Source organism: Polyangium sp. y55x31, from assembly GCF_029946505.1.
Classification (GTDB): Bacteria; Myxococcota_A; Polyangia; order Polyangiales; family Polyangiaceae; genus Polyangium.
In genome coordinates this window covers 178,462-200,120 of the sequence record NZ_JARZHG010000017.1, presented here as the reverse complement: position 1 = coordinate 200,120, position 21,659 = coordinate 178,462, and the positions used below count along the sequence as shown (strand labels likewise).

The window sequence follows — 21,659 nt, the reverse complement described above, 5'->3', positions numbered from 1 at the left end:
CGCCAAGCCAAACACTGGCACGCATCCTGCTGAACGTCGGAGCCATGGGCGCAGGCTCCGGATCCTCGACGCTGTCCCACGTGGCTCGCCAGGGGGCGAACGGCAAGGCACCTCGGTTTTTAGGGACACAATCTGTTCTACCGTCGCCCAGAGGTACGGTATCCTGCCATGCAACCATGAGCGGCACGCGGCGCGCAGACCCCCTTCCGGAAACCTTCGGCCCCTATCAAGTGCTCGAGAAGCTCGGTAGCGGCGGGATGGGGGTCGTGTACAGGGCCAGGCACCGTGAGACTGGAACCATCGTCGCCGTCAAAACGGTGAACCTGCCCCAAGCGTCCCCGGAACGCGACGCGTACCTTCTCGCCTCCATCCTCCGCGAGATCCGCGCCCTCCGCCGCGTGAAGCACCCCGGGATCGTCCCGATCGTCGATGACGGAGAGGTGCATGGCGTGCCCTGGATGGCAATGGAATTCTTGGAGGGGCGCACGCTAGCAGTGCATATCCGGGACCTGTGGCCGGCGTCTCCCCCGGTCGATCCCAGGATCGCGCACGCGACGACAAAGACGGCACCTCCGCTTGACCAGCCTTCGAACCGCATGGCTACGCCTGCGGCAAGCCCGCAGCCGAGACACGCGCTCGGCCCCATCCTTACCCTGATCCGCCGTCTCTGCGTGCCTCTTGCTCACCTGCACGGCGCGGGCCTGGTACACCGCGATCTCAAGCCCGAGAATATCGTTCTGTTGGAAGGGGATCGCCCGGTTCTCATCGATTTGGGCATCGCCGTGCCCTCTGGGGGCGCCACGGGGCGCGAAGAGCTCGACATCGAGTCGCCCTATGGCACCCCGCCCTACATGGCCCCCGAGCAACAATTAGGCAAACTGGTGGATGCGCGCGCCGATCTGTACGCGCTCGGCTGCATTCTCTATGAATGCGTGACCGGGCGGCGGCCGGTGAACGTCGGAGGCATCCCCCCCTCGGCGTTCGTCCCAGGCCTTCCTCCGGAGCTCACTGCGCTGATTCTGGGCCTGCTGGAGAGAAACCCGGAGGATCGCATCGGCTATGCTGCCGACGTGGCGCAAAGGCTCATCGCCATAGGTGCGGAGGATGAGCCGGATGAAGGCCCGCCAGCGCCACCGTACCTCTACCGTCCGAAGTTCGAGGGCCGCGCCCAGGTGCTGGCCGATCTGAGGCTGGCCGTCGCACGAACGGCGCACGAGCGGCGCGGTGGCATCCGCATCGTGCACGGCGAGAGCGGCGTGGGCAAGACGAGGCTCGCGAAAGAGATCGTCCAGGACACGATAAGACGCGGGAGTGAACTCGCGCCTCGGATCTGCGTCATCCCCGGCCAATGTATCGTCGCAAGTGAAAACAGAGCGATTGTCGCGGGCGCGCCCCCTCTCCACCCCCTGCGTCCGGTTCTCCGGGCCGCAGCCGCTCGCGCCTACTGCTCCCGCGAGGAGGCCGAGCGCCTCTTCGGCCACCGGGGCCGGATCCTGGAGCTTTACGAGCCCGCGCTGTGTAACCTGCCTGGGCGCGACACACAGCCGGCGCCCGCGCCCCTGCCACCGGGCAATGCACGGTCTCGTGTCATCGCTGCGATGCGCGACGTGTTATGGGCGCTCGCTGAAGAATCACCGCTCCTGCTGGTCCTCGATGACCTACAGTGGGCAGATGAACTCACGATGCGTTTGCTGGCAACCCTCGCCAGGGCACGGATGGAGGAACGGGGGGTGCTAGTCATAGGCACCTACCGCAGTGAGGAGAAAACTCTCGCGCTCGATTCCTTGGTCCATGAGGAGAGCGTCGAAACGCTCGGGCTCGGGCGGCTGGACGATCGGAGCGTCAAGGAGATCGTCGCGGGCATGCTCGCCCAGAAGACGCCCCCAGGCGCCGTTCTCGAGGTGCTCGCGCGCGTAGCCCAAGGCAATCCCTTCTTCGTCTCGCAGTACTTGCACGCCGCCCTGGAGGAAAAGATCCTGAAAAGGGACACGCGCAGCGGATTCTGCTTCGACGCGGATGGGGTCCTTGCTCTTACCTCCCTGCCCCTGCCGGATACACTGGTCGATCTCATTGGGCGTCGGCTCGACCGACTCGACGCCGCCGGCCAGGCGCTCGTGGCATGGGCAGCCGTACTGGGACAGGAACTCGACGACGAGTTCTTGTTGTCGCTCCCAGGCTCGACGCACGAAGAGGCCGGGGAAGCGCTGGAGGCGCTCCGGGTGCGGCGGATTTTGGAGGTGACGACAGACGGAGCACTTGCCTTCACCCACGACAAGCTGCGGGAGATCGCCTATGCGCGCATCGCCTCCTCGACGCGAGCGAGGCTGCATCTGAGGGCCAGCGAAGCACTCGAGGTGCAGTATGCAGCCATGCCGGAGAAGGCAGTGTTGATAGCGCAGCACCTTGCGGAGGCATCACGCAGGGACGAGGCAGGGAGATACTTCATTCAGGGCGGCGCGCAGCTCCGGGAGAAAGCGGGCAGGTACTTCCAAAAGGCTGCGGAGTACGCCCGGAAGGTGTACGCCAACAGCGAAGCCATCGGCTTCTACCAGGCGGCCATCGATGCCCTGCGGGGGACACGCATGGATATCGCCGGGCTTTACGAGGAAAAAGGGGATTTGCTTGCTCTCGCCGGGCGGTACGCAGATGCCCGGGAAGCGTACCGCGCCGCGCTTTCAGAAGTTCGCAGGATGTCGGTCCTGGACCGGGCTCGGCGGCTACGCAAGATAGGCAAGACCTGGGAAATGCATCACGCGCATGCGCAGGCGCTCGACCACTATGCGAAGGCGCAAGCGGCGCTCGGCAAGCCGCCCAGTAAGCCGCGGTCGAGCAGCGCCATGGCGGCGTGGTCACACGAGTGGATCCAAATACAGTTCGAACAAATTTCCGTATGTTATTGGCAAGCCGATATCGATAACATGTCGCGGCTGATCGAGAGGCTCGAGCCTGAGGTGAAGCGTCTGGGGACACCCCTCCACCAGGCACATTACCTCCACGCACTGACGCAGAGGAACATCCAGACCGAGCGTTTCGTGGCCTCTGCCGAAACGGTCGCCTGGGCTCGCGAATGCGTGGCCGCCTATGAGATCGCAGGCGAGCCGCGAACCGGACATCTAGCCCTCGGTGCGCGATGCAGCCTCGCCATTCTCCTCTGGCTGCACGGTGCCCTCGACGAGTCCGACATGGAATTGAATGCCGCGCTTCAGATCGCGGAGAAAACAGGCAACTTCGAGATTCAGGTGCGCTGCCTGAGTTACCTCGCGGTAGTCCATCGAGGGAGGCGGCTCATTGCGCAAGCCGAGGAGGTCGCAAAGCGGAGCCTGTCCTTGGCAGAAACAGAGCAGATTCGAGAATATGTGGGGGTAGCCCTGGGAAACCTGGCGTGGGTTGCGTTCTCCCGCGGCAACCTCGTGGAGACCGAACGGCTGGCAGGGGAGGCCATCGCCCGCTGGTCTCCCCCGCACGTCTTCCCGTTCCAGTGGCTTGCGAGGCTTCCCCTCTGCGCCGTGAAGTTCGCGCGTAAAGATCTCGCGGGCGCCATCAACGAGGCCCGGTCGGTCCTCGACAGCCGGCAGCAATGCCTGCCCGAGCCGATCGGGCCTCTCCTCCGAGAGGCAGTTGAAGCATACGACAAGAGGCAGAAAGTCCACGCCAGGGACACGCTATCGCGCGCCCTAGAGTCCGCAGTGCAGATCGGATACGCTTGAGTTAAAAAAGACTGAATGCCGAACAACCGACGGCGTGCAGAGGCACGACTGTGCGGCACCCGTCTGCGTGGCGCACCCGCGCAGGACGCATGAGTACCTCCGTCTGCAGCCAAACGAGACCATAAGGAGCAGCTGATGTCCGACCTGATGATCTGCATCGATGACAAGAGGGGTCTCCTCTTCACCATCAATGGTGAGTCGAATCCGGTGTATCAAGTGGAGTCGAAATCTTGGGCGCAGCCGGACAATCGCTGGAGCGAAAAGGACATTCCGCAAGCGATCCGTGACAAGATCGCCAGGCTCGAGGCGAGCGGTAAGCCCGGGGCGTTCGTGCGGTTCTTGCAAGGCGAGGACGGCGTCTATGTGATCTGTGAGAAGAACATCAAGAACCTGCCCGAGTCTGCCGACGAAGACGTCGTCCTGGATCCCCTTCAATTCTGCGGGGACGGGCGGACGCTCTCGACGTACGACCTCATCATCCACGCCAAGGGCGGCAAAGTCGAAGGGGACAACGGCGAGGCATTCGAGACCAAGGAGGGCGAGTACTACGTGATCCGTTGCCAGAGCTGGAGCCGTGTCGTCCTCGACCAGCCCATGCGCCCGCACTTCGTCGAGACTACCAAGGAATTTCTGCGCCTGCTCGAGGACTTGCACGGAAAAAACTACCTCTCGATGAGCCCCGACAAGCCTGAGGAGGTGCTCCCGCCGGACATTGCCGCGCCCACGTACGCCATCGAAGCCATCAATTGCTACGTGCTGAACCTCTCCCGATTCAGGCGCTGATCGATACGTGGACGAATCATGATTCCCCTGCTCCCCCAGGCCAGCGGCCCCCGGCCCCCGAATCAGCCAGCAGCGCCCAAGCGCTTCGTTGTCGGGACGCATCGGGTCGTCTCCCCCGAGGAGACATTGAACCAAGTGAAACCCCTCCTTCCTGTGATGGGTATCACCCGCATCGCCGACGTCACCGGCCTCGATACCATCGGCGTGCCCGTGGTCATGGTGATGCGTCCCAATTCCCGCTCCATCTCCGTCTCGCCGGGCAAAGGCCTGACATTGGCCGCTGCCCGCGCATCGGGGGTTATGGAGTCGATCGAACACTGGCACGCCGAGCGTGTCCAGCTTCCCCTCAAGCTGGGCACGGTGAACGAGCTGCGGTTCCGCCACCTGCTGGCCGATGTGCGACGTCTGCCGCGGCTCTCCGTGACAGCACTGCACGACCACCTGCGGCTATTCTGGGTGGCAGGGCTCGACCTGGCGCTCGGTGCACCGACCTGGGTTCCTTTCGAGGTAGTGCATACGGATTATTCTTTACCGCTGCTCGTCGGGAGTGGTGCGTTCGTCATGAGCTCGAACGGCCTCGCCTCGGGAAACCACCCGCTCGAGGCCATCAGCCATGCCATCTGCGAACTCGTCGAGCGCGACGCTGCCACGTTGTGGCACATCTCGGGTCCAGCCGAAAAGCGTCGCACACGGATTGACGCTGCCACGGTGGACGACCTCGACTGTCGCGCTGTGCTGGACCGCCTGGAAGCTGCCGGCGCGTTCGCCTGCCTCTGGGATATCACGTCCGACGTCGGGATCCCCGCGTTCTCTTGCACGGTCTGCGACCGTGAACCGAACCCGCAGAGGCCCATCGCGCCCATGGTCGGCTTCGGCTGCCACCCCGCCCGGGGCGTGGCGCTGCTCCGCGCGATGACCGAGGCGGTGCAGGCCCGGCTTACGGTGATCACCGGCGCGCGGGACGACGTGCGGGCGCGCGGCAACGGTCCAGAGGAGGATCTGCGCGCAGCCCAGCAATTCGTCCACGTGCACGCTGGCGAGCTCGCGGAGCGCAGCTTTCACGACGTGTCCGATCACCCAGGCCATACGCTTGACGACGACGTCGCCTGGGAGGTCGACCGGCTGCAGGCCACGGGGCTCCAGCAGATCATCGCCGTCGATCTTACCCGACCCGAGCTTCGGATCCCCGTAGTCCGCATGGTGGTCCCCGGGCTAGAGCCGCTGTGGGACATCCCTGGCTACATCCCTGGCGCTCGCGCGCAGCGGCGTCTCGCGGAGCGAAAGTCATGACGCTTTTCATTTTCACCGGCCCCACGCTCTCGATTCGGGAAGGAGAAAAGTTACTCGACGCCGTCTTCCTGCCTCCTGCGACGCAGGGGGATGTCTACCGCGCCGCTTCGCAAAAACCGGCGGCGATCGGGATCATCGACGGCTATTTCGAGCGCGTCCCGTCGGTCTCACACAAGGAGATCCTGTGGGCCATGGCCGAAGGCGTACACGTGCTCGGCGCGGCAAGCATGGGCGCCCTGCGCGCAGCGGAGCTCTCACGCTTCGGGATGCAGGGGGTGGGTGCAATCTACGAGGCGTATGCATCGGGCGAGCTCGAGGCCGATGACGAGGTGGCGGTGGCGCACGCAATGGCCGAGGAGGGGTATCGCCCGCTGAGCGAGGCGATGGTGAACATCCGGGCGACGCTCCGGGCCGCCGAGGAGGCAGGGGTGATACCAGGCGCGAGCTGCGTGCGCCTGGAAGAGATCGCCAAGCAGTTCTTCTATGCGGACCGGTGTTATCCGGTTCTGCTCCAGCGTGCGGCCCAGGAAGTGTCGTTGGTAGAGTACCTCGATCCCTTGCGGGCATTCCTGGTGTATGGCCGCGTCGATCAGAAACGTCTCGACGCGCTGGCGTTGCTGGAGACCATGAGCAAGCCGTGTTTCGCGTCCACCCCAATGAAGGTGCGTTACGCCTTCGAAAGGACGGACGCGTGGGAGCATATCCGCGAGCAGGCGGATCGACGTAGCAGAGAACCTAGCTTTAGCAGCATGGAGAAATAACTATGACAACCACGGAAAAGACGCCCCTGTCTCTCATGGCCACGTTCATCCTCGCCTGGCTCTGGAAGCACCCGGATGGGGGAACTCCGAACCAGATTATCCGTGAGTTTTCGATGGTCCCTCTAGCTCACTGGAGCGCAGCCGAACGGATCCGCACCTGCGGCGATGCCCTTGCGGTACTGGAACGAGCCGGCTGGATCGACCGGGCGAAGGGCGCGAAGAGAACGCTCACCCGAAGGACGCCTACAGAAGCAGGTAAACGCACCATCGCAGCGGATGCAAGGCTAGCGGCGTTTCCGCGCAAGGCGACGTGGAGAAGCATGAAGCCCCGCCTCATCATGATGTTTTTCATCGAGCAGATGAGCGCCGTGGCTAATCCGCCGTCCACCTTTCCCCTCATGCATGTGGACCTGCCTGAGCAGGATGATGCCTTCGCAAAGCAGGTGCTCGCGGCCGCGCGCGCGTCGAAGACGGGACGCTTCGGGAGTGGCAAGGTGTTCATCTCGCACGTGCTTCAGCAGCTCGAACACGATGGATTTCGCGTTGGTAACGAGGAGGCATTCAAGGCGCGCCTGGTCTCTGCCCACCGGCAGCAGCTCCTGTCACTCAGCCGCGCCGACCTCGTGGAGGCGATGGATCCAAAGGATGTCGACGCGTCCGAGACTGCTTACCTGAGCGCGACGTTTCATTTCGTACGCATCTGAGGACGGAATCCGAACCAGTATGGGAATTGGGTGAGTCATGACCAGGCCCGACGCCCGAGTCGAAGCGTTCCTGTCGAACAAGAAGCCAGATCTGTTTCACTCCGTGGAGCACCGCCATCAGATATGGCGGGAGGATCCTTACGACGTCGAATCCGTGCACGTAGAGGCGCGGGCGCTGTTCAAGCGCATGCTCGCGCAGGCGACGACGCCGCCGGGGCTCGAGGCGGGCCGGCTGCTGCTCCTCCTCGGTGACGCGGGGAGCGGCAAGACGCACCTTTTGCGCGCGTTCCGCAACCATGTCCACGTCAACGGACACGGCTTCGTGGGTTATTTGCAAATGATGACCGCGATCAGGAGCTACAGCCGCTATCTCGCCAGCAACCTGGTCGCTTCGCTGGACCAAGCGTACTATGAGCCGCTTGGGACTGAGTCTGGCCTGCTCAAGCTCTCCAGGGCCATCGCGGCCAAATGCGATGACAAGGAAGCTCTCCAGGCGCTTCGTGAGAATGAGAGCCTCGAACACGCAGCCGTCATCGAGCTAGTAGATCGTGCCGCGGAACGAATCATTACCCACCCCCATTGCGCGGAACTCGACCTCGATCTCCTCCGTGCTCTGCTGCTCCTGCAGCGGCAGGACCCCGTACTGAGGTCACGAACGGTGAAATATTTGCGCTGCGAGGAACTCCCGGAGCGCGACCGGCAGCTTCTAGGTGGGCTCTCGCGCAGAGACAGCGAGGAGGGCGCGCAGCGGCTCATCGAGCAGCTCGGGCGGCTGATGTGGGCTTGCCACAACCGGGTGCTTGTAATATGCGTCGATCAGTTCGAGGACGCACATTACGGCGGCGTAGATGCCGAGGCGTCGTTCCGGCGGGTCATGTCCACCCTCTGCGCCATCGCCGACCAGGTTCCCTCATCCATCGTTGTAATCGCTTGCCTGGACGAGTACTACGACCGCCTGCGCGGCAGGCTCACCCGCTCGACGCTGGACCGCATCGAAAGCGACCCTGCGTCCGTTCGCCTGGTTGCTGAGCGCAAGGCCGAGGAAGTCGAGCAGATCATCCAGCAGCGGCTCGGCTATCTCTATGAGATTTCGCGCATCACTCCGGACGAACAGGAGGATGACCCGGTCTATCCAGTGCCGCGGGACTTCGTGCAACGCCTGAGCGGGCTTCGAATCCGAGATGTGCTCGATGAATGCCGCAGTTTTCGCGAACGGTGCATGGCGGCTGGGCGCATCGTTGCCCCGTCCGGAGAGACTGCCCCGCCACCCAAAAAATCGAACCCGACCAAAGGCACCAAAGAGAAGCCGCGCAAAGCGACGATCGACCAGGCATGGAACGATTACCTTGCGCAATTCACCGACGACCCGCCCGACGCTGACGCGGCGATCGCCGAGCTTGTGGCATGGGCACTCGAGACCGCAGCCGACGAGCTGGAGAGCGGCCACCGTTTCGGCGTCGAGGTGAAGGGCTCGACCATCGAGGTCAGGATCATGGTGCCGACAGCGAGCGGTACCTATCGCGTTGGTGAGGAGATCCTCATCGTCGTCTGTAACAAGGGGCCAAGAGGTGGCGGCCTTCGCGGGCAGGCGGAGGCAGCCGTCAAACAGGCAGGGCATCGAATCCCGGTCCTGCTCCGCTGCGGCGAGTTTCCCAACAATCAGGGCACGGCTGTATCCAAGGTGCTCGCAAAGATTACGGAGAACGGCGGCCGCAAGGCCGTCCTCGAGAGCACCGACCTGCGCAAGCTCGCCGCGTTCCGACGTTTTTACGACGAGCATAGAACGCGTGAGCAATTCAAGGAGTGGCTGAAAGAGCAAACCCACCTCTCGAGCCTCCTCCCTCTGGTTCAGGCGCTGGACCTGGACCACCTCGAGCGTTTCGAGCAGGAGGGCGAGTCCCGGGCTGCTCCCCAACAGCCGCCTGCCGACGACCGGCCCTCGATGTTCGATGAGCTGCCTAAATCAGCGGGAGCGGACACACCGAAGACCGAGAGCACGCCGCCCGAGAACCCCGAAGGACCGTCCCTCGTGCGCACCGGCCCAGTGCTACTTGGGACCACCGGGGAGCTCGTCCCTGGCGACCTCACGATCGACGGTGAGACGCTGACGGCACACGCTGCTTACCTCGGGAGCACCGGCAGCGGCAAGACGACGTTGGCGCTCAACGTGATCGAGCAGCTCCTCCTGCAGAACGTCCCTGCAATTCTTGTCGATCGTAAAGGAGATCTTTGCGCGTATGCGCGGGAGGCACTCTTCCATGATCCGCACGAGGATCCCGCGCTGGATGCCAGGAGGCAGGCTCTCCGGGAGCGGATTGATGTTGCCGTGTTCACGCCAGGCCATCCGGAAGGTCGACAACTTGCGCTTTCGCTGCTGCCGCGCGGGTTCGCTGGGCTCGACGACCTCGAGCGCGATCAGGCGGCGGGCTATGCTGCCCATGCGTTGGGTGACATGCTCGGTTACAAGCATGCTCGGAAGGACAAGGCGCTCCGGGCAATACTGGTCCAGGCCTTCCGCCTCTTCGCCGTCCACGGCATTTCCGAAAAGTTCGACCTAGAGGCGCTGATCACGCTCATCGCGAATGAGGATCCAGCGCTCGTAGGAACGATCGGGCGGCTCGATACCAAGATATTCAAGGACCTGGTGCACGACCTCCAAGTGCTACAGCTGGGCACCGCCAATCTGCTGTTTTCGACTGGCGAGCAGCTCGACGCCAACTTGCTGCTCGGTCTTGGCCCTCATGCTCGCCCCGGTCGGACGAGGCTGAGCATCGTCAGCACGAAGTTCCTCGGGGACAACACGCAGATCCTGTTCTGGGTCTCGCAGCTCCTATTGACGCTCACGCGGTGGGTGACCAGGGCGCCGTCGCCGCACCTGCAGGCGGTGGTGCTCTTCGACGAAGCTGACGTCTATCTGCCCGCCGTAGGACAACCAGCCACGAAAGCGCCGATGGAGAACCTGCTCCGCCGCGCGCGCTCAGGGGGCTTGGGGCTCATGCTGGCGACGCAGAGTCCTGGGGACTTGGATTACAAATGCCGCGACAACATCCGGAGCTGGTTTCTGGGCCGGGTCACCCAGACGGTGGCGCTCGAGAAGATGAGGCCGCTGCTGAGCGAGGCGCGAGTCAACGTGACCGCGCGCATCCCGAACCAGGGTACGGGCGAATTCCACCTGCTGAAGGACGGAGCGGTCACGCCTTTCAAGGGCCATCTCTCGCTGCTCCGGACCGAGCAGGTCCCGGAAGCCGAAATCCTAAAGATCGCGGCGCGGCACAAGAAGGGCTGACTCCGTGCGCCGCGAGGTCATCGACTTCGAGGACGAGCTCGCACGACACGAGCGCCTCTTCGGGCGCGAGGATGTGCTCGAGGCACTCCTCCGCCGGCTGCAGGCGGTGCCTCGCGGGTGGGTGCTGCTTCTTGGGAGCCCCGGCGTTGGCAAGAGCGCTGTTCTCGCCCATATCCTGAACAAGCTGCCAGAGGCGACGCCGCATCATTTCATCCGACGCTGCATTGAAGGCTGGGACCGCCCCGAGGTGGTGGTGCAGAACCTCTGCGCTCAGATCGAGCGCCGCTACGGCGAGCAGATCGACCCCGATCTGCCAGAGGAAAGGCGACTTGGTGAGCTCCTCCAGCGGGTGTCGAAAAAGCACATCTTGACCGGCAAAGACCGACTGATCCTGGTGATCGACGGACTCGACGAGGCGGCTGTGGACGGCGCGGGGGAAAACCTACTGTTCCGCTTTTTCCCGCAGAGGCTGCCAGGCGGTGTGGTGGTTCTCTGCGCCTCCAGGCCGATGTACCGCCTTCCAGATTGGATGAAGCAAGGCTGCGTGGTGCCCATCGACCTCGATGATCAGCAGTGGCTAAGCTCCAACGAGTCTGCTGCCCGGGCGTTCTGGGAGTATCACGCTAGTCGGTTCGACCCGCCCCTGGATGATGCCTTCGTTGAAGAGGCGGTTCGACGTGGAGGCGGTAATTTGCTACATGCAATAAGGTGGCGCGACTGGCTGGAGGCTCAGCCGGCCTCACTGCGCACCGCGGAAAGCATCCCCGAGGGGCTTTCGGACCTCCTCGAACAAATCTGGGATCACATCGATCGGCTTCCAAGCGAGACCCGCGCGCTGGTCGTAAAGGGACTCGGGCTCTTGTGCGCCGCTCGCGAAGCACTACCGATTGCCCTGTTTCGCGAACTCTGCGGCGAGGGTGAAGCGTTCTTGCGGGCGGTTCGCCCCTTCTTGCGTTCTGAGCACGCTCACTGGGATAGGAACCAGCCTGCTTACCGGCTGTTCCACACGTCGTTTCGTGACTTCATTGTGGAGCGAATCGGCGACTTGCAGATCTGCGCACATCACGCTGGGCTCGCCGACTCGATTGCGGCCTGGCCACCGGACGAGCGGTACGAGACGCGACGCGCTTATGCCATCCGTCATGCGTTGGCGCACCGGCTCGCGGCTGGAGATCGCTTGGGTGCAAAGAGTCTTTGCTGCGACGTGAGTTATCTCGAGGCAAAATGCCGTGAGCTAGGCATTATTGCGGTCGAACGCGACATCCATGCGGTGCTTGAAGCCATTGGAAACGAGGCTGCCCTCGACCTGATACCAGTCCTTGCCGCGGTGCGCGCCGAGGTACTCCAACTCTGGCGCGGTGATCCGCCCGCGTCTCTGCCAGGGCTGCTGTACAACCGATTGCGTTGCACTGGCTGGTCGACCGCACGGATCGCGCGCACACTCCATTTCCCGAGAGGCCTGCCGCCGCTGCGCCTTTTACATGGAGTATGCTTGGGACCGACGCGGCTGCGAACGCTTCTGGGGCACGATAAGGCGATTGTCGCCTGCGTCGTGACCCCGGATGGAAACCACGTGCTCTCGGCATCCGTGGACCGCACGCTCCGCCTCTGGGCGTTGGGAACAGGCGAATGCATAGCGGAATTGAAGGGCCACGATGACGAACTCACCAGTTGTGCGATCACACCTGACGGGAAAGTGGCTATTTCTACGTCTACAGACGGAACTGCACGGCTCTGGGATCTCGAAGGTTGCCGCCCGATCGCTACGCTTGACAATGACGGACGATGGGCGACATCGTGTACGGTGAGCCCTGACGGCGAGCGGTTCGTGGTGGGATCCGACGACGGAACGATCACCATCTGGGATCGCGCCACGTGCGCGCGACGGGCCCAGCTTGCAGGGCACGAAGATTATGTAACTGCATGCGTTGTGACAGCCAGTGGTATGATCGTTTCTGCCTCGCGGGATTACACTGTACGGGTGTGGGATCCGGTCTCCTGGGAAAGTATTCACACGCTCCGGCATCCGGATGTCGGTCCGCGAAGGCAGCCTGGAGAGAAGGACGAGCGCTGGTGGCTCACCGCTCTGGTGCTATTGCCTGGGGGCCATCGAGTGCTCGCCGCGGCTGGGGACGGCTCCATCATGCTGTGGGATCTGGCTTCTGGCCGCTGCGAGCAGCACTTTGGCGCCGGATTGGGGCGCGTGGATGCATGTACCCTCGTCCATCAAGGTCAGCATTTGCTCTGCGGGATGGCGGACGGGACGATTGCGGTCTGGGATGTCGTGGCCGCGCGACGCGTCATGCGAATCGAGGCGCACGAGGGAGCCGTGGCCACGTGCACGGCAGCGCCAGATGGGCGCCGGCTGATCTCCGCCTCGAACGACCGGTCCATCAAGATCTGGGAGCTGGGGTTGCCAGAGAGCTTGGTTGCACGAAATGGTCACGAGGCACCGGTCACGGAGTGCGCGATCGCGCCGGACGGGCGAATCGCTGTGTCGGCCTCGGAAGATGGGACATTCAAGATCTGGGACATCGCCACCGGGGCGTGTTGCGCCACCCTGGAAGGTCATGCAGATCTGGTGACGGTGTGTGCCATTTCGCCCGACGGACACAGTGTGCGCTCGTTCACGAAGAATGAGCGAGTGCGGCAGTGGAATCTCCACCATGGGGCCCAATGGATCGAGTCCACAGCGATCGTTTCAATGGAAGACCTTGGGCGTTGGAGTAGCGTCTCACTTCGATCGAGGCAGGCGCTGTTCGAACGAACTCCGCGCTTCGGGAACGCGCTGACTCCAGATGGGCAGCACGTGGTGCTGGCTAGGCAGGATGGAAAGCTGGAGTTGCGCCATGCCCACAACCGAACGCTAATACGCGAGCTTCTGGGGCATTCGCAAAGGGTGCTCGACTGTACAGCGTCGGTGGACGGGACACGGGTGATCTCGGCGTCAGAGGACGCGACGGTGCGGGTGTTTGACCTGGAAACGGGCCAATGCCTGGGAGTGCTTCATGGGACGTCCTCGTTCCGTTGCGTAGCCGTGGCGAACGGGCATATTTGCGCCGGGGATCAGGAAGGAAACGTGTGGTTGATCGTTGACGAGACTCGTGCGCGTGAACTGCGAGCATCAGCTCGATCGCCTTCGACGGAGTCTGTCGTGCGCTTAGGTGAAAAGCTGGCCGGCATGTACCCGGACATGGAAGACGCTCGACTCCTCGCGACGAAGCACTTGGATATCTGCCGCGTCGAGCTCTCGGGAAGCCCTGCGCGCTTCTGGCCCAAGATGCTCCTCGAAGCATGCAACCAAGGACGCCTTGGCGCTGTCATGCGCGACGTACGCGCCAGATGTCCCGAAAATGATGAGTTAGCGACGCTCATCGATGAAGTCGATCGCGGCGCCGTCGCGTGGAGGTAGTGGACATGGTTCATCGTGACGCCCTACAATGCAACATTGAGCGCGCGGCATGGCTGGAGACATTGGCCCGCAAGTATCCAACGATAGAAGATGCACGCCTGTTCGTCGACAAGGTCGGCCTCAATCCGATCCGGATTGGCTTTCACGTCCGCGCCGACGTCACATGGTTCAACATCCTGGAGGAGGCCCGGAGACAAGGCGGGCGATGGCCGACCGCTGTGCTCGACCTCGCCGTCAAGGAGCATTCGCACGACGAAGCCCTGCTGCGACTGCTTGACGGCGCCGCCGTTCGTTACGCTGAAGGCCCAAATATCAACACGCTCGGCTGGCAAGGCCGTGGTGGCCAGACCCTCGAAAGAATCTGGGGTAAGCAGAGCGCGCTCGTGCCGGTGAGTTTCCTGGAAGTAGGGATGCGATGCGCGCGTGCGGTTGCGCGTATCAGGGTGGCCGATGGCTCGCTTGGGACGGGTTTCCTCGTCGAGGAAGACCTCCTGGTCACCAATCATCACGTGCTTCGAGATCGGGAGGCCGCCGCCGGCGCCATCCTCAACTTCAACCATCAAAAGACCGCCGACGGGCGTGATGCAGAGGTCGAAGAAGGGCGCCTCGATCCAGGCTCCTTCTTTGCGACCTCCGAGGAGGACGACTGCACGATCGTCGAGGTCCACGGCAACCCGACCGCACGGTGGGGCGCAATCGCGCTTCGGTCCGCTCCAATCAAGCGAGACGACCGTGTCAACATCATCCAGCATCCCGGCGGGGACCAGAAGCAGCTCTCGTTCTTCCACAACCTGGTCGAATATGTCGGTGCGGGGCGCGTGCAATATTTGACCGATACGCTTCCAGGCTCGTCAGGCTCACCGGTCTTCGACAAGGACTGGCAGCTAGTCGCGCTGCACCACAGCGGAGGCTGGATAACCGAGCCCGGCTCCAGAGATCGATTCTTTCGCAATGAAGGAATTCATGTGGATCGGATTCTCGATCTACTCAGAAGATCCCGCTGACGAGCTCCGCCACGTCGCCGCCCGACTGCGAGTTAGTCGCACCCGACCACGTCCTGGGGGGAACCAACGCCGCGTACATCTGCGACAACGAAGCGGTATAGCTCGCCGTCGTCGATCCACTGACAATGGGTGTCGGTCCAGTTGTTGATTGCGATTTTCAACTTTCGGCGACGGCCGCTTGCGTTCCGCAAGTAATACTCACTCTGAGACACTCCTGCGGGCCCTGGACGCTTGATCCAGCAGACGCGAAAACGCCCATCCCGGAATGTATAGTGTTTCCCGGTGTCGTTGCCAACTTCGCATTCGCCCGTCCGAATCTCGTCAGCTGTCTCGCTCGTGGATTCGTCATGTGTGATCTCGCCCGAATCCGCGTTCAAAGTCGGAGCCAGCAACACGGCGGGTCCCGTGATCAGGAGAACACTGGCGCTGCGTAAAACCTGGTGAATCCTTTGGAGCGGTCGGCTCATAGGGGCATCACGGGTGCGATACGCGTGCCGATTGGAGTGTGCGCGCCGTTGCCGCTTCTGCGCCCTAAGTCGTGGAGGCCGGCGCGCCCTAACAGCCCGTGGACCTATCCCGAAGGACGATCGACAGGGACGGGAGGGGATGGTAGGTTTGTCCGCGTCATGTCGATGGGTCGAAGACGGGAGAAGCAGGCGCCGCTTTGGGTGGCGGCGCCTTCGTTGCCGCGGTCGCCGGGGCACCGGTTCTACGAGAAGCTGAACGAGCTTCTGCGCGAGAACGGGTTTGACCGGGCCATGGAGGCGGCGTGCGTGAAGTATTTCGAGGCCGACGGGACGGCGGGCAGGCCGTCGATCCCGCCGGGGCTTTACTTCCGGATGCTGCTGGTCGGTTTTTTCGAGGGGATCGAGTCCGAGCGCGGGCTCGAATGGCGGTGCTCGGACTCGCTATCCCTGCGGGAGTTTCTCGGACTGTTGCCTGGCGAAACGGTGCCCGATCATTCGACGCTGTCCAAGATGCGCAAGCGCCTCGGCAGTGAGGTCTTCGAGACGATGTTCGCGTTCGTGCTCGGGGTGGTTAATCGCTCCGGGCTTCTCCAGGGCAAAGTCATGGGCGTAGACTCGACGTATCTCCGCGCGGATGCCTCGATGAAGGCGATCGTGCGGCGCGAGACGGGTGAGGTGTACGCGGGCTTCATCAAGCGGCTGGCGAAGGAGGAAGGCATCGAGAATCCGACCGTGGAGGATGCTCGGCGACTCGACCGCAAGCGCAAGGGAAAGAAGACGTCGAATACCGACTGGAAAAGCCCGACGGACGAAGATGCCCGCATCACGAAGCTCAAGGATGGCCGCACGCGATTGGCCTACAAGACCGAACATGTCGTCGACATGAGCAGCGGCGTCGTGGTCGCCGCAGAGGTCTATTCAGCGGACCAGGCCGACCCAGCGACGATGGCGCAAAGCCTGGAGCAGGCGCGCACGAATGTCGAGCAGGCGAAAAGCGACAAGGACCGCGATTCGGATGACGAGCCGCCCCCGGAGGGCGGCAGCAGCGACGCGCAGCCCGAGCGCACCGTGATCGAGGTCGTGGCGGACAAGGGATATCACAAGGCCGAGCTGCTCCTATCGTTGAAGGAGGCCGGCTACCGCACCTATGTCCCGGAGAGGAGCCAGCCCGTCCGCAAGTGGGAGGACAAGGGCTGGGACATGCAGCAAGCGTTTTACGGAAATCGATACCGCGTACGTCGTCCGAAGGGGCGCGCTCTCCAACGCAAACGAGGAGAGTTCATCGAGCGAACATTCGCCCATGCATGCGAGACGGGCGGAATGAGAAGGGTCCGAGTCAGGGGCCGAGAGAACGTGCGAAAACGCTACCTGGCCCATGTCGCTGCGCTCAACTTGGGGCTCGTGCTACGCCAAATTCTCGGCTCTGGGACTCCGCGGGGCCTGGCCGCGGCCCGGAAGGGCTTTGCCCTTGCGATCTTGGTGATATGGGCCGCCATGGTGGCTCTGGTACGGCGCATGCCGAGGCAATTGGCACGATTTTCCCGGGCTGCGTGGGACGGGATGCCGCCGGGCCATGGGCGGGATGTTGGGATCGCGATTGGGGTGGCGTAGATCCACGGGCTGTTAGCGCGAGATCCCAGATCCAATGCGTCTCCCCGTCCGCATCCTCGCGCAGGTAGAGGCGCCCGAGCCGGTCGTGGTGGAGGTGCACCTCGCGCCCGAGCGCGTCCTTAGACCATCGTACCTCGCCGAAGCCGTTGTAATGCGTCTCCGAGTCGCCGCGATCCGGGTCCTTCAGAAACCGCACCCGCCCGAGCCCGTCGCGCTCGAAGACCGTCTCGGCCTCGCCGGGATCGATCACCTTGCGCAGCCCTGTCGATCCGTACTCGTATTGCGTTCGCCCCTTCTCCTCGTCGACCACGAGCACCGGCCGCCCGAGGCTATCGAGCGTCGTCTCCGTGACGAACCCGCGAGCATTCTTGGTGATGACCTTCTCGCCATCGTACGTCGTCTCGGTCACCGCGCCCCAGGGCGACACCTCGCGCTTCACGCGGCCGATCGCATCGTACGAGCGCACCACATACGTCCGCGCCGCTGGCGGCACGGTCTCCGCATCAGGCACGAACTCCTTGGCCACCTGCTCGCCGAGGTCATCGTAGACCACCTCGCGTAGTACCCGCGGCGCGAGCTGCCCCGGCACCGACACACCCGACGACCAGGCCCGCACCGTGCGCCCGAGCTGGTCGAGCTCCGCCGTTTCCTCGCCCCACCCGGCCGAAGCGCTGGTGATCGCAAGATGCCGCGCGCCCGTCGCCGCATCCTGCGCGACCGCGCGCTTGACGATGGTCTCGATGCCATCCGGCCGAACCTCTCGCGTGACACGCCCAAACCCATCGATCGCCCACGCCGTCACGAGCGAATTTGGATCCACCTCGGCGAGCAGCGCGCCCGTCCCCGCGTCGTACCGCTCGTACGAGATGTGCCCGAGCGCGTTCTTCCGGGAGAACGGATAAATCCCTTGCTCGTCATACGAAACGCACGTGCCGCGGTGCCCCTCGAAGGCGTCCTTCGCGCCCGTCCTGATCACGTTGCCGAACGCATCGCGCGTGAGCCCGACGGTGAGCTTCGTCTCCGTATCTCCCTCGCTCTCGACCTCGATTTTGCGCAGTCGACCGAGCGAGTCGTATTCCTGGTGCGTCGTCGTGCACGCCGTCGCTCCGCCTGCCGTGCTGCATGCGGTCTCGTCCGAACGCTGCCCGATGATCCAACTCGACGCGTTGTTCTTGAAGACCCGCTCGATGTCGACGGCGAACTCCGACGTGTTCGCCGGCACGAACGCGAGCCCGTGATCTCGACCGATGTACGTGCTCTCCTCGAGCACGTTGCCGAACGCGTCCACGTTGCCGACGACATGGATCGTGTCGCGGATCCGCGTTGTCGGCGCCGCGCCTCGCATGGCATCCCGCGCGAAGCTCTCCGGCGTCTCGAACGGCGTCTCGTAGGCCCAGAACGAGCCCTGCGCGCGGATCTCACGTCGAACCATCGGCGCGATGAAATACGTTGCACCGCCGTTCGTCGCGGTATTCGCGAGGATTGACGATGACCACGAGACCTCGATCGTGTCGTCCTTCTCGGGCTCTCTCGAGGGGAACCAGCTCCACGAACTCTTCACGTGGTGCGCGAACGGAAACGCTTGCAGCCCCTCGTCCCACGTGGCCACATCGAACACCTCGGCGACGCCAGCCTCCGTGTCGAGGTCGTCGACGATCCGCATCCCGAACCCGAGGAAACCGCGCCCGAGGCGATGCCAACGTGCATCGCGGTAACGCACGCCGAACCGCCTCGGCTTCGCGGCGCCCGTGTCGAGCTCGTACCCCTTCACGACGCGACGCGGGCCGACCACGCAGCGGACCGGGTATTCGCATTCGTTCCCCTCGTCGTATCGCGAGACATAGGGGAACGCATCGTGGATGAACGATCCCGGTGGCGCGTTGATCCCGACGCTGCCATCGACGAGCGTGCCGTAGGAAATCGCCACGCTGGGCCGATGCCCCAGCTCTCCGGGCTGATGAGGACTCATTCCGTCCGTGATCCCGACCAGCACATCCGGGTGCTTCGCGCGGTTGCGGAACAGGTGGAACGCACCGGAGACAGGCAAGAGGATGTCGTGCGCGCCGTCTCCATCCGCGTCGAGAACGCGGGGACCGTGCGGATCCGCGAGCTTCACGCCTTCGTCCGTCAACGCCGCGTCGAAGGGGATTCCAGGGTTCTCCAGCGTGAACGTTCCGTCTCCGAGCGAGCGCATGATGCGCCATCGAGGCCCGCTCGAGGTTTCGATCGGGATTACAAGATCCTGCCGCCCGTCGCCCTCCCGATCGATCGAGGTCGCGAGATGTGCGTGTTTTTCCACGGGCACGATCGGATCAAAGAGCGCGAGGACGCCTTCGGAGAACCCATCCCCGGTGTTGAGGAACGTGCGGAACCCGTTGCCGAACCCCCATTGCACCGCATCCGGCAGGCGGTCGCCATTCACGTCGAGCAAACGCATCGCGCGCTCGCTGGGAGGTACGTCGAGATGAGCGTCGGAGAGGGTAACCGCACCAGCCGAATCGAACTTCGCGATGATGTAACGGGAAAGGTAAAGCGCTTGGAGCGAGGAAATCTTGGCCTCCCGCATCAGCAACTCGGTCGTCCCGTCGCCGTCGATGTCGACCGTGTACATCTCGGTGTCGCATGGCTGTGCCTCGAGCGCAGGCAATGGCTTTCCGGTTGTCTGGAAGCCTGCGGGCGTCCAGCGATGCAAGAACCACTCGACGGTTGCGCCAATCCATCGACACTGGAGGAGATCGACCATCCCGTCGCCGTCAACGTCTGCGAGGTGGCCCGAGGCGTCTTGTCGGTTGACGCCGGGCCCCACGTACTCGATCGACGGGAAATGACGCTCGATGCTCGTCTGCAACAAGGAAAACGATTGGTCCTTCTGCTGGATCAAGAGCTTCCAGATGGGACCGCGGCCATAGATATCGTGCAGCAGCAGATCCGTACGCCCATCGTGGTTGTAATCGAGTGGCGTGGCTGCCTCCGGCTCGGGGATCTTCATGGCCGCGAGGTCCTCTGCGTAGTGGACACGCTCCGCGCCGACCGTGAAGGGCTGGAAGAATGGCGACTGCGCGTCGGGGCCTCGGTTGATCGAGACCTTGACCTCGGTCCGCGGCGTCTGTCCTGCATTCGCGTTCCACGGGGGGAGATCCATCACCACGAGGTCGTCGAGCCCGTCGCCCGTCACGTCCATCGGCATGACGGACGCCCGCGGCGAGGTGGGCAGGAGCAGCGGCGTCGTCACGTCCTCGAAGCTTGGCGCGGGCGTGTTCCACGCGAAGAGCGTCGGCGGCTTGCAGACGCCGTCGGCGGCGCATTCCTCGAGCTTGTCGAGCAGCATGCGCCCCGTCGTCGTGCTCGCGCTCTGCGCGAATCGGTACTCCCGGACGAGCTGGCCCTCGGCGCGCGTACGAATGCGTAGGAGGCGCAGCGTGCTTCGGAGCGCCACGCCGTGGCTGAAGGAGACGTGCTGCGCGGGTTTGGGCCTCTTCTCGTAGTCGAACTCGATCTTCCGGGTCGGCGCTGCATCCGGATGCCCCGTGTATTCGATGAGGTCCGGGACGGTCTCGCCGGACTCGTTGCGGTAATGGTAAGCGACGAAGTTTCCGCTGCGATCCTCGGCTCGCGTGAGCCACCAGGCACGCGCAGCGCCCGAGGGTGTTGTCGGGCGGCCATCGGCCGTGCCGCCATACGTCAGGATCAGCCCGTCCTTCGTATAGGCCCGGAACTGCTGCGGCCCGTGCGCGGAGTTCCAGCCCATCGGGAGCTCGGCGACCACCTTGACGAAGGTATCGGGAAAGGTGCGGTACTCGCGGGAGCCCATGCCCCCGCCCACCTCGACGAGGCGGCGGCCGTCGAGGCAGAAGGCGTCGGCGTCATCGTATCGGACGCCTCGGAGCTCCCCGTCCTGCGCAATGTTCTTCGGGCAGCGAGTGACGACCGAGAAGCCCGCGACCGCGAATCCCATCCCGAGCGGCCCATCCCCGGCCGCGCTGTCGTACGTGACGGCGAGCTTTGGCTCGACCCCGGCCCGGCCCGGCGGCACGACGAGCGGCATCTCGTAGCGGGCCTCTCCGGTGTGCGTCGCGGAGAAGCGTCCCTCGATGCGGCCCGCGGGGGACGTCGTGCCCGCGGGAAGCTCCGCCGGGAAGGGGTTGGGGACCTCGTCGGGTGTGGGGCAGATCAGAATCTCGTAGGAGCCCAGGGGCGGACCTAGAAGGCAACCGCTGCCGAGGACAACCCCGAGCACCCAAAGAAGCAGCGTTCGCCGCGCCCAACCCCGAGAGCCCCCACACCTCGTGATCATGCTTCCCATGGCACGGGGAAGTGCCCGGCATGTCAACCGGGAGGAGCGAGTCACTGGCGATGGAGGCGTTCGAGATGCCTACATTATCCCACCTTTGTTGGTGTGATGTGTCGAATCCTCCGGACGAAGGGCCCTCTCAACACACTGAGCCCAGTGAGGGGGGATCTGCATCCAGCACAGGGCTGGGCAGGTCCTCCCGAGGCCCGATGGGGCCAGGTGGATGCCCATGCGCGAGCAGAAGACGTACTTCGCAACTCAGGAGCAAGCTCACACCAGAAGCAGGAGTCCGGGGCGGCCACGGTGGCCGGATGATGTGGACGAGTACGACGAGTACGAGGGG

Annotated in this window: 9 protein-coding genes and 1 pseudogene; 9 read left to right on the top strand and 1 reads right to left on the bottom strand. The window is 63.9% G+C overall.

The genetic code is table 11. The annotated features are described in order from the left end of the window. Nucleotides 1-176: 176 nt before the first annotated feature. From QHF84_RS27510 to QHF84_RS27470, 9 genes are all read left to right on the top strand, one after another. Nucleotides 177-3,707, top strand: a complete 3,531-nt coding sequence (locus QHF84_RS27510) for a serine/threonine-protein kinase (RefSeq protein WP_281316411.1) — start codon at nucleotides 177-179, stop codon at nucleotides 3,705-3,707. Between the two features lie 135 nt (nucleotides 3,708-3,842). Continuing rightward, a complete protein-coding gene (locus QHF84_RS27505) occupies nucleotides 3,843-4,490 on the top strand; it encodes a hypothetical protein (RefSeq protein WP_281316410.1) in 648 nt (215 codons plus the stop codon). 18 nt (nucleotides 4,491-4,508) lie between these two features. Continuing rightward, nucleotides 4,509-5,780 (top strand): YcaO-like family protein, encoded by a 1,272-nt coding sequence (locus QHF84_RS27500; RefSeq protein WP_281316409.1) that lies wholly within the window; start codon nucleotides 4,509-4,511, stop codon nucleotides 5,778-5,780. Further along, a complete protein-coding gene (locus QHF84_RS27495) occupies nucleotides 5,777-6,541 on the top strand; it encodes a TfuA-like protein (protein ID WP_281316408.1) in 765 nt (254 codons plus the stop codon). Before QHF84_RS27500 ends, QHF84_RS27495 begins: the two co-directional genes overlap by 4 nt. A 35-nt stretch (nucleotides 6,542-6,576) precedes the next feature. After that, nucleotides 6,577-7,245, top strand: a complete 669-nt coding sequence (locus QHF84_RS27490; RefSeq protein ID WP_281316407.1) for a hypothetical protein — start codon at nucleotides 6,577-6,579, stop codon at nucleotides 7,243-7,245. A gap of 37 nt (nucleotides 7,246-7,282) precedes the next feature. After that, nucleotides 7,283-10,531, top strand: coding sequence for a DUF87 domain-containing protein (locus QHF84_RS27485; protein WP_281316406.1), 3,249 nt, complete (start codon nucleotides 7,283-7,285; stop codon nucleotides 10,529-10,531). A 4-nt stretch (nucleotides 10,532-10,535) separates the two neighbouring features. Beyond that, a complete protein-coding gene (locus QHF84_RS27480; RefSeq protein ID WP_281316405.1) occupies nucleotides 10,536-13,943 on the top strand; it encodes an AAA family ATPase in 3,408 nt (1,135 codons plus the stop codon). A gap of 5 nt (nucleotides 13,944-13,948) precedes the next feature. Continuing rightward, nucleotides 13,949-14,947, top strand: a complete 999-nt coding sequence (locus QHF84_RS27475; protein ID WP_281316404.1) for a trypsin-like peptidase domain-containing protein — start codon at nucleotides 13,949-13,951, stop codon at nucleotides 14,945-14,947. Nucleotides 14,948-15,573: 626 nt separating this feature from the next. After that, a complete protein-coding gene (locus QHF84_RS27470) occupies nucleotides 15,574-17,025 on the top strand; it encodes a transposase (protein ID WP_281316403.1) in 1,452 nt (483 codons plus the stop codon). 3,553 nt (nucleotides 17,026-20,578) lie between these two features. Here the strand turns inward: QHF84_RS27470 and QHF84_RS27465 are convergent. Beyond that, nucleotides 20,579-21,319 (bottom strand): annotated as a pseudogene (locus QHF84_RS27465) (SpvB/TcaC N-terminal domain-containing protein); the annotation flags it as partial. Nucleotides 21,320-21,659: the final 340 nt, after the last annotated feature.

What these genes read in the sequence shown, in the direction of transcription:
- QHF84_RS27505 (WP_281316410.1), top strand. Translation starts at nt 3,843, where the DNA reads ATGTCCGACCTGATGATCTGCATCGATGACAAGAGGGGTCTCCTCTTC.
- QHF84_RS27510 (WP_281316411.1), top strand. Translation starts at nt 177, where the DNA reads ATGAGCGGCACGCGGCGCGCAGACCCCCTTCCGGAAACCTTCGGCCCC.
- QHF84_RS27490 (WP_281316407.1), top strand. Translation starts at nt 6,577, where the DNA reads ATGGCCACGTTCATCCTCGCCTGGCTCTGGAAGCACCCGGATGGGGGA.
- QHF84_RS27470 (WP_281316403.1), top strand. Translation starts at nt 15,574, where the DNA reads ATGTCGATGGGTCGAAGACGGGAGAAGCAGGCGCCGCTTTGGGTGGCG.
- QHF84_RS27500 (WP_281316409.1), top strand. Translation starts at nt 4,509, where the DNA reads ATGATTCCCCTGCTCCCCCAGGCCAGCGGCCCCCGGCCCCCGAATCAG.
- QHF84_RS27485 (WP_281316406.1), top strand. Translation starts at nt 7,283, where the DNA reads ATGACCAGGCCCGACGCCCGAGTCGAAGCGTTCCTGTCGAACAAGAAG.
- QHF84_RS27475 (WP_281316404.1), top strand. Translation starts at nt 13,949, where the DNA reads ATGGTTCATCGTGACGCCCTACAATGCAACATTGAGCGCGCGGCATGG.
- QHF84_RS27495 (WP_281316408.1), top strand. Translation starts at nt 5,777, where the DNA reads ATGACGCTTTTCATTTTCACCGGCCCCACGCTCTCGATTCGGGAAGGA.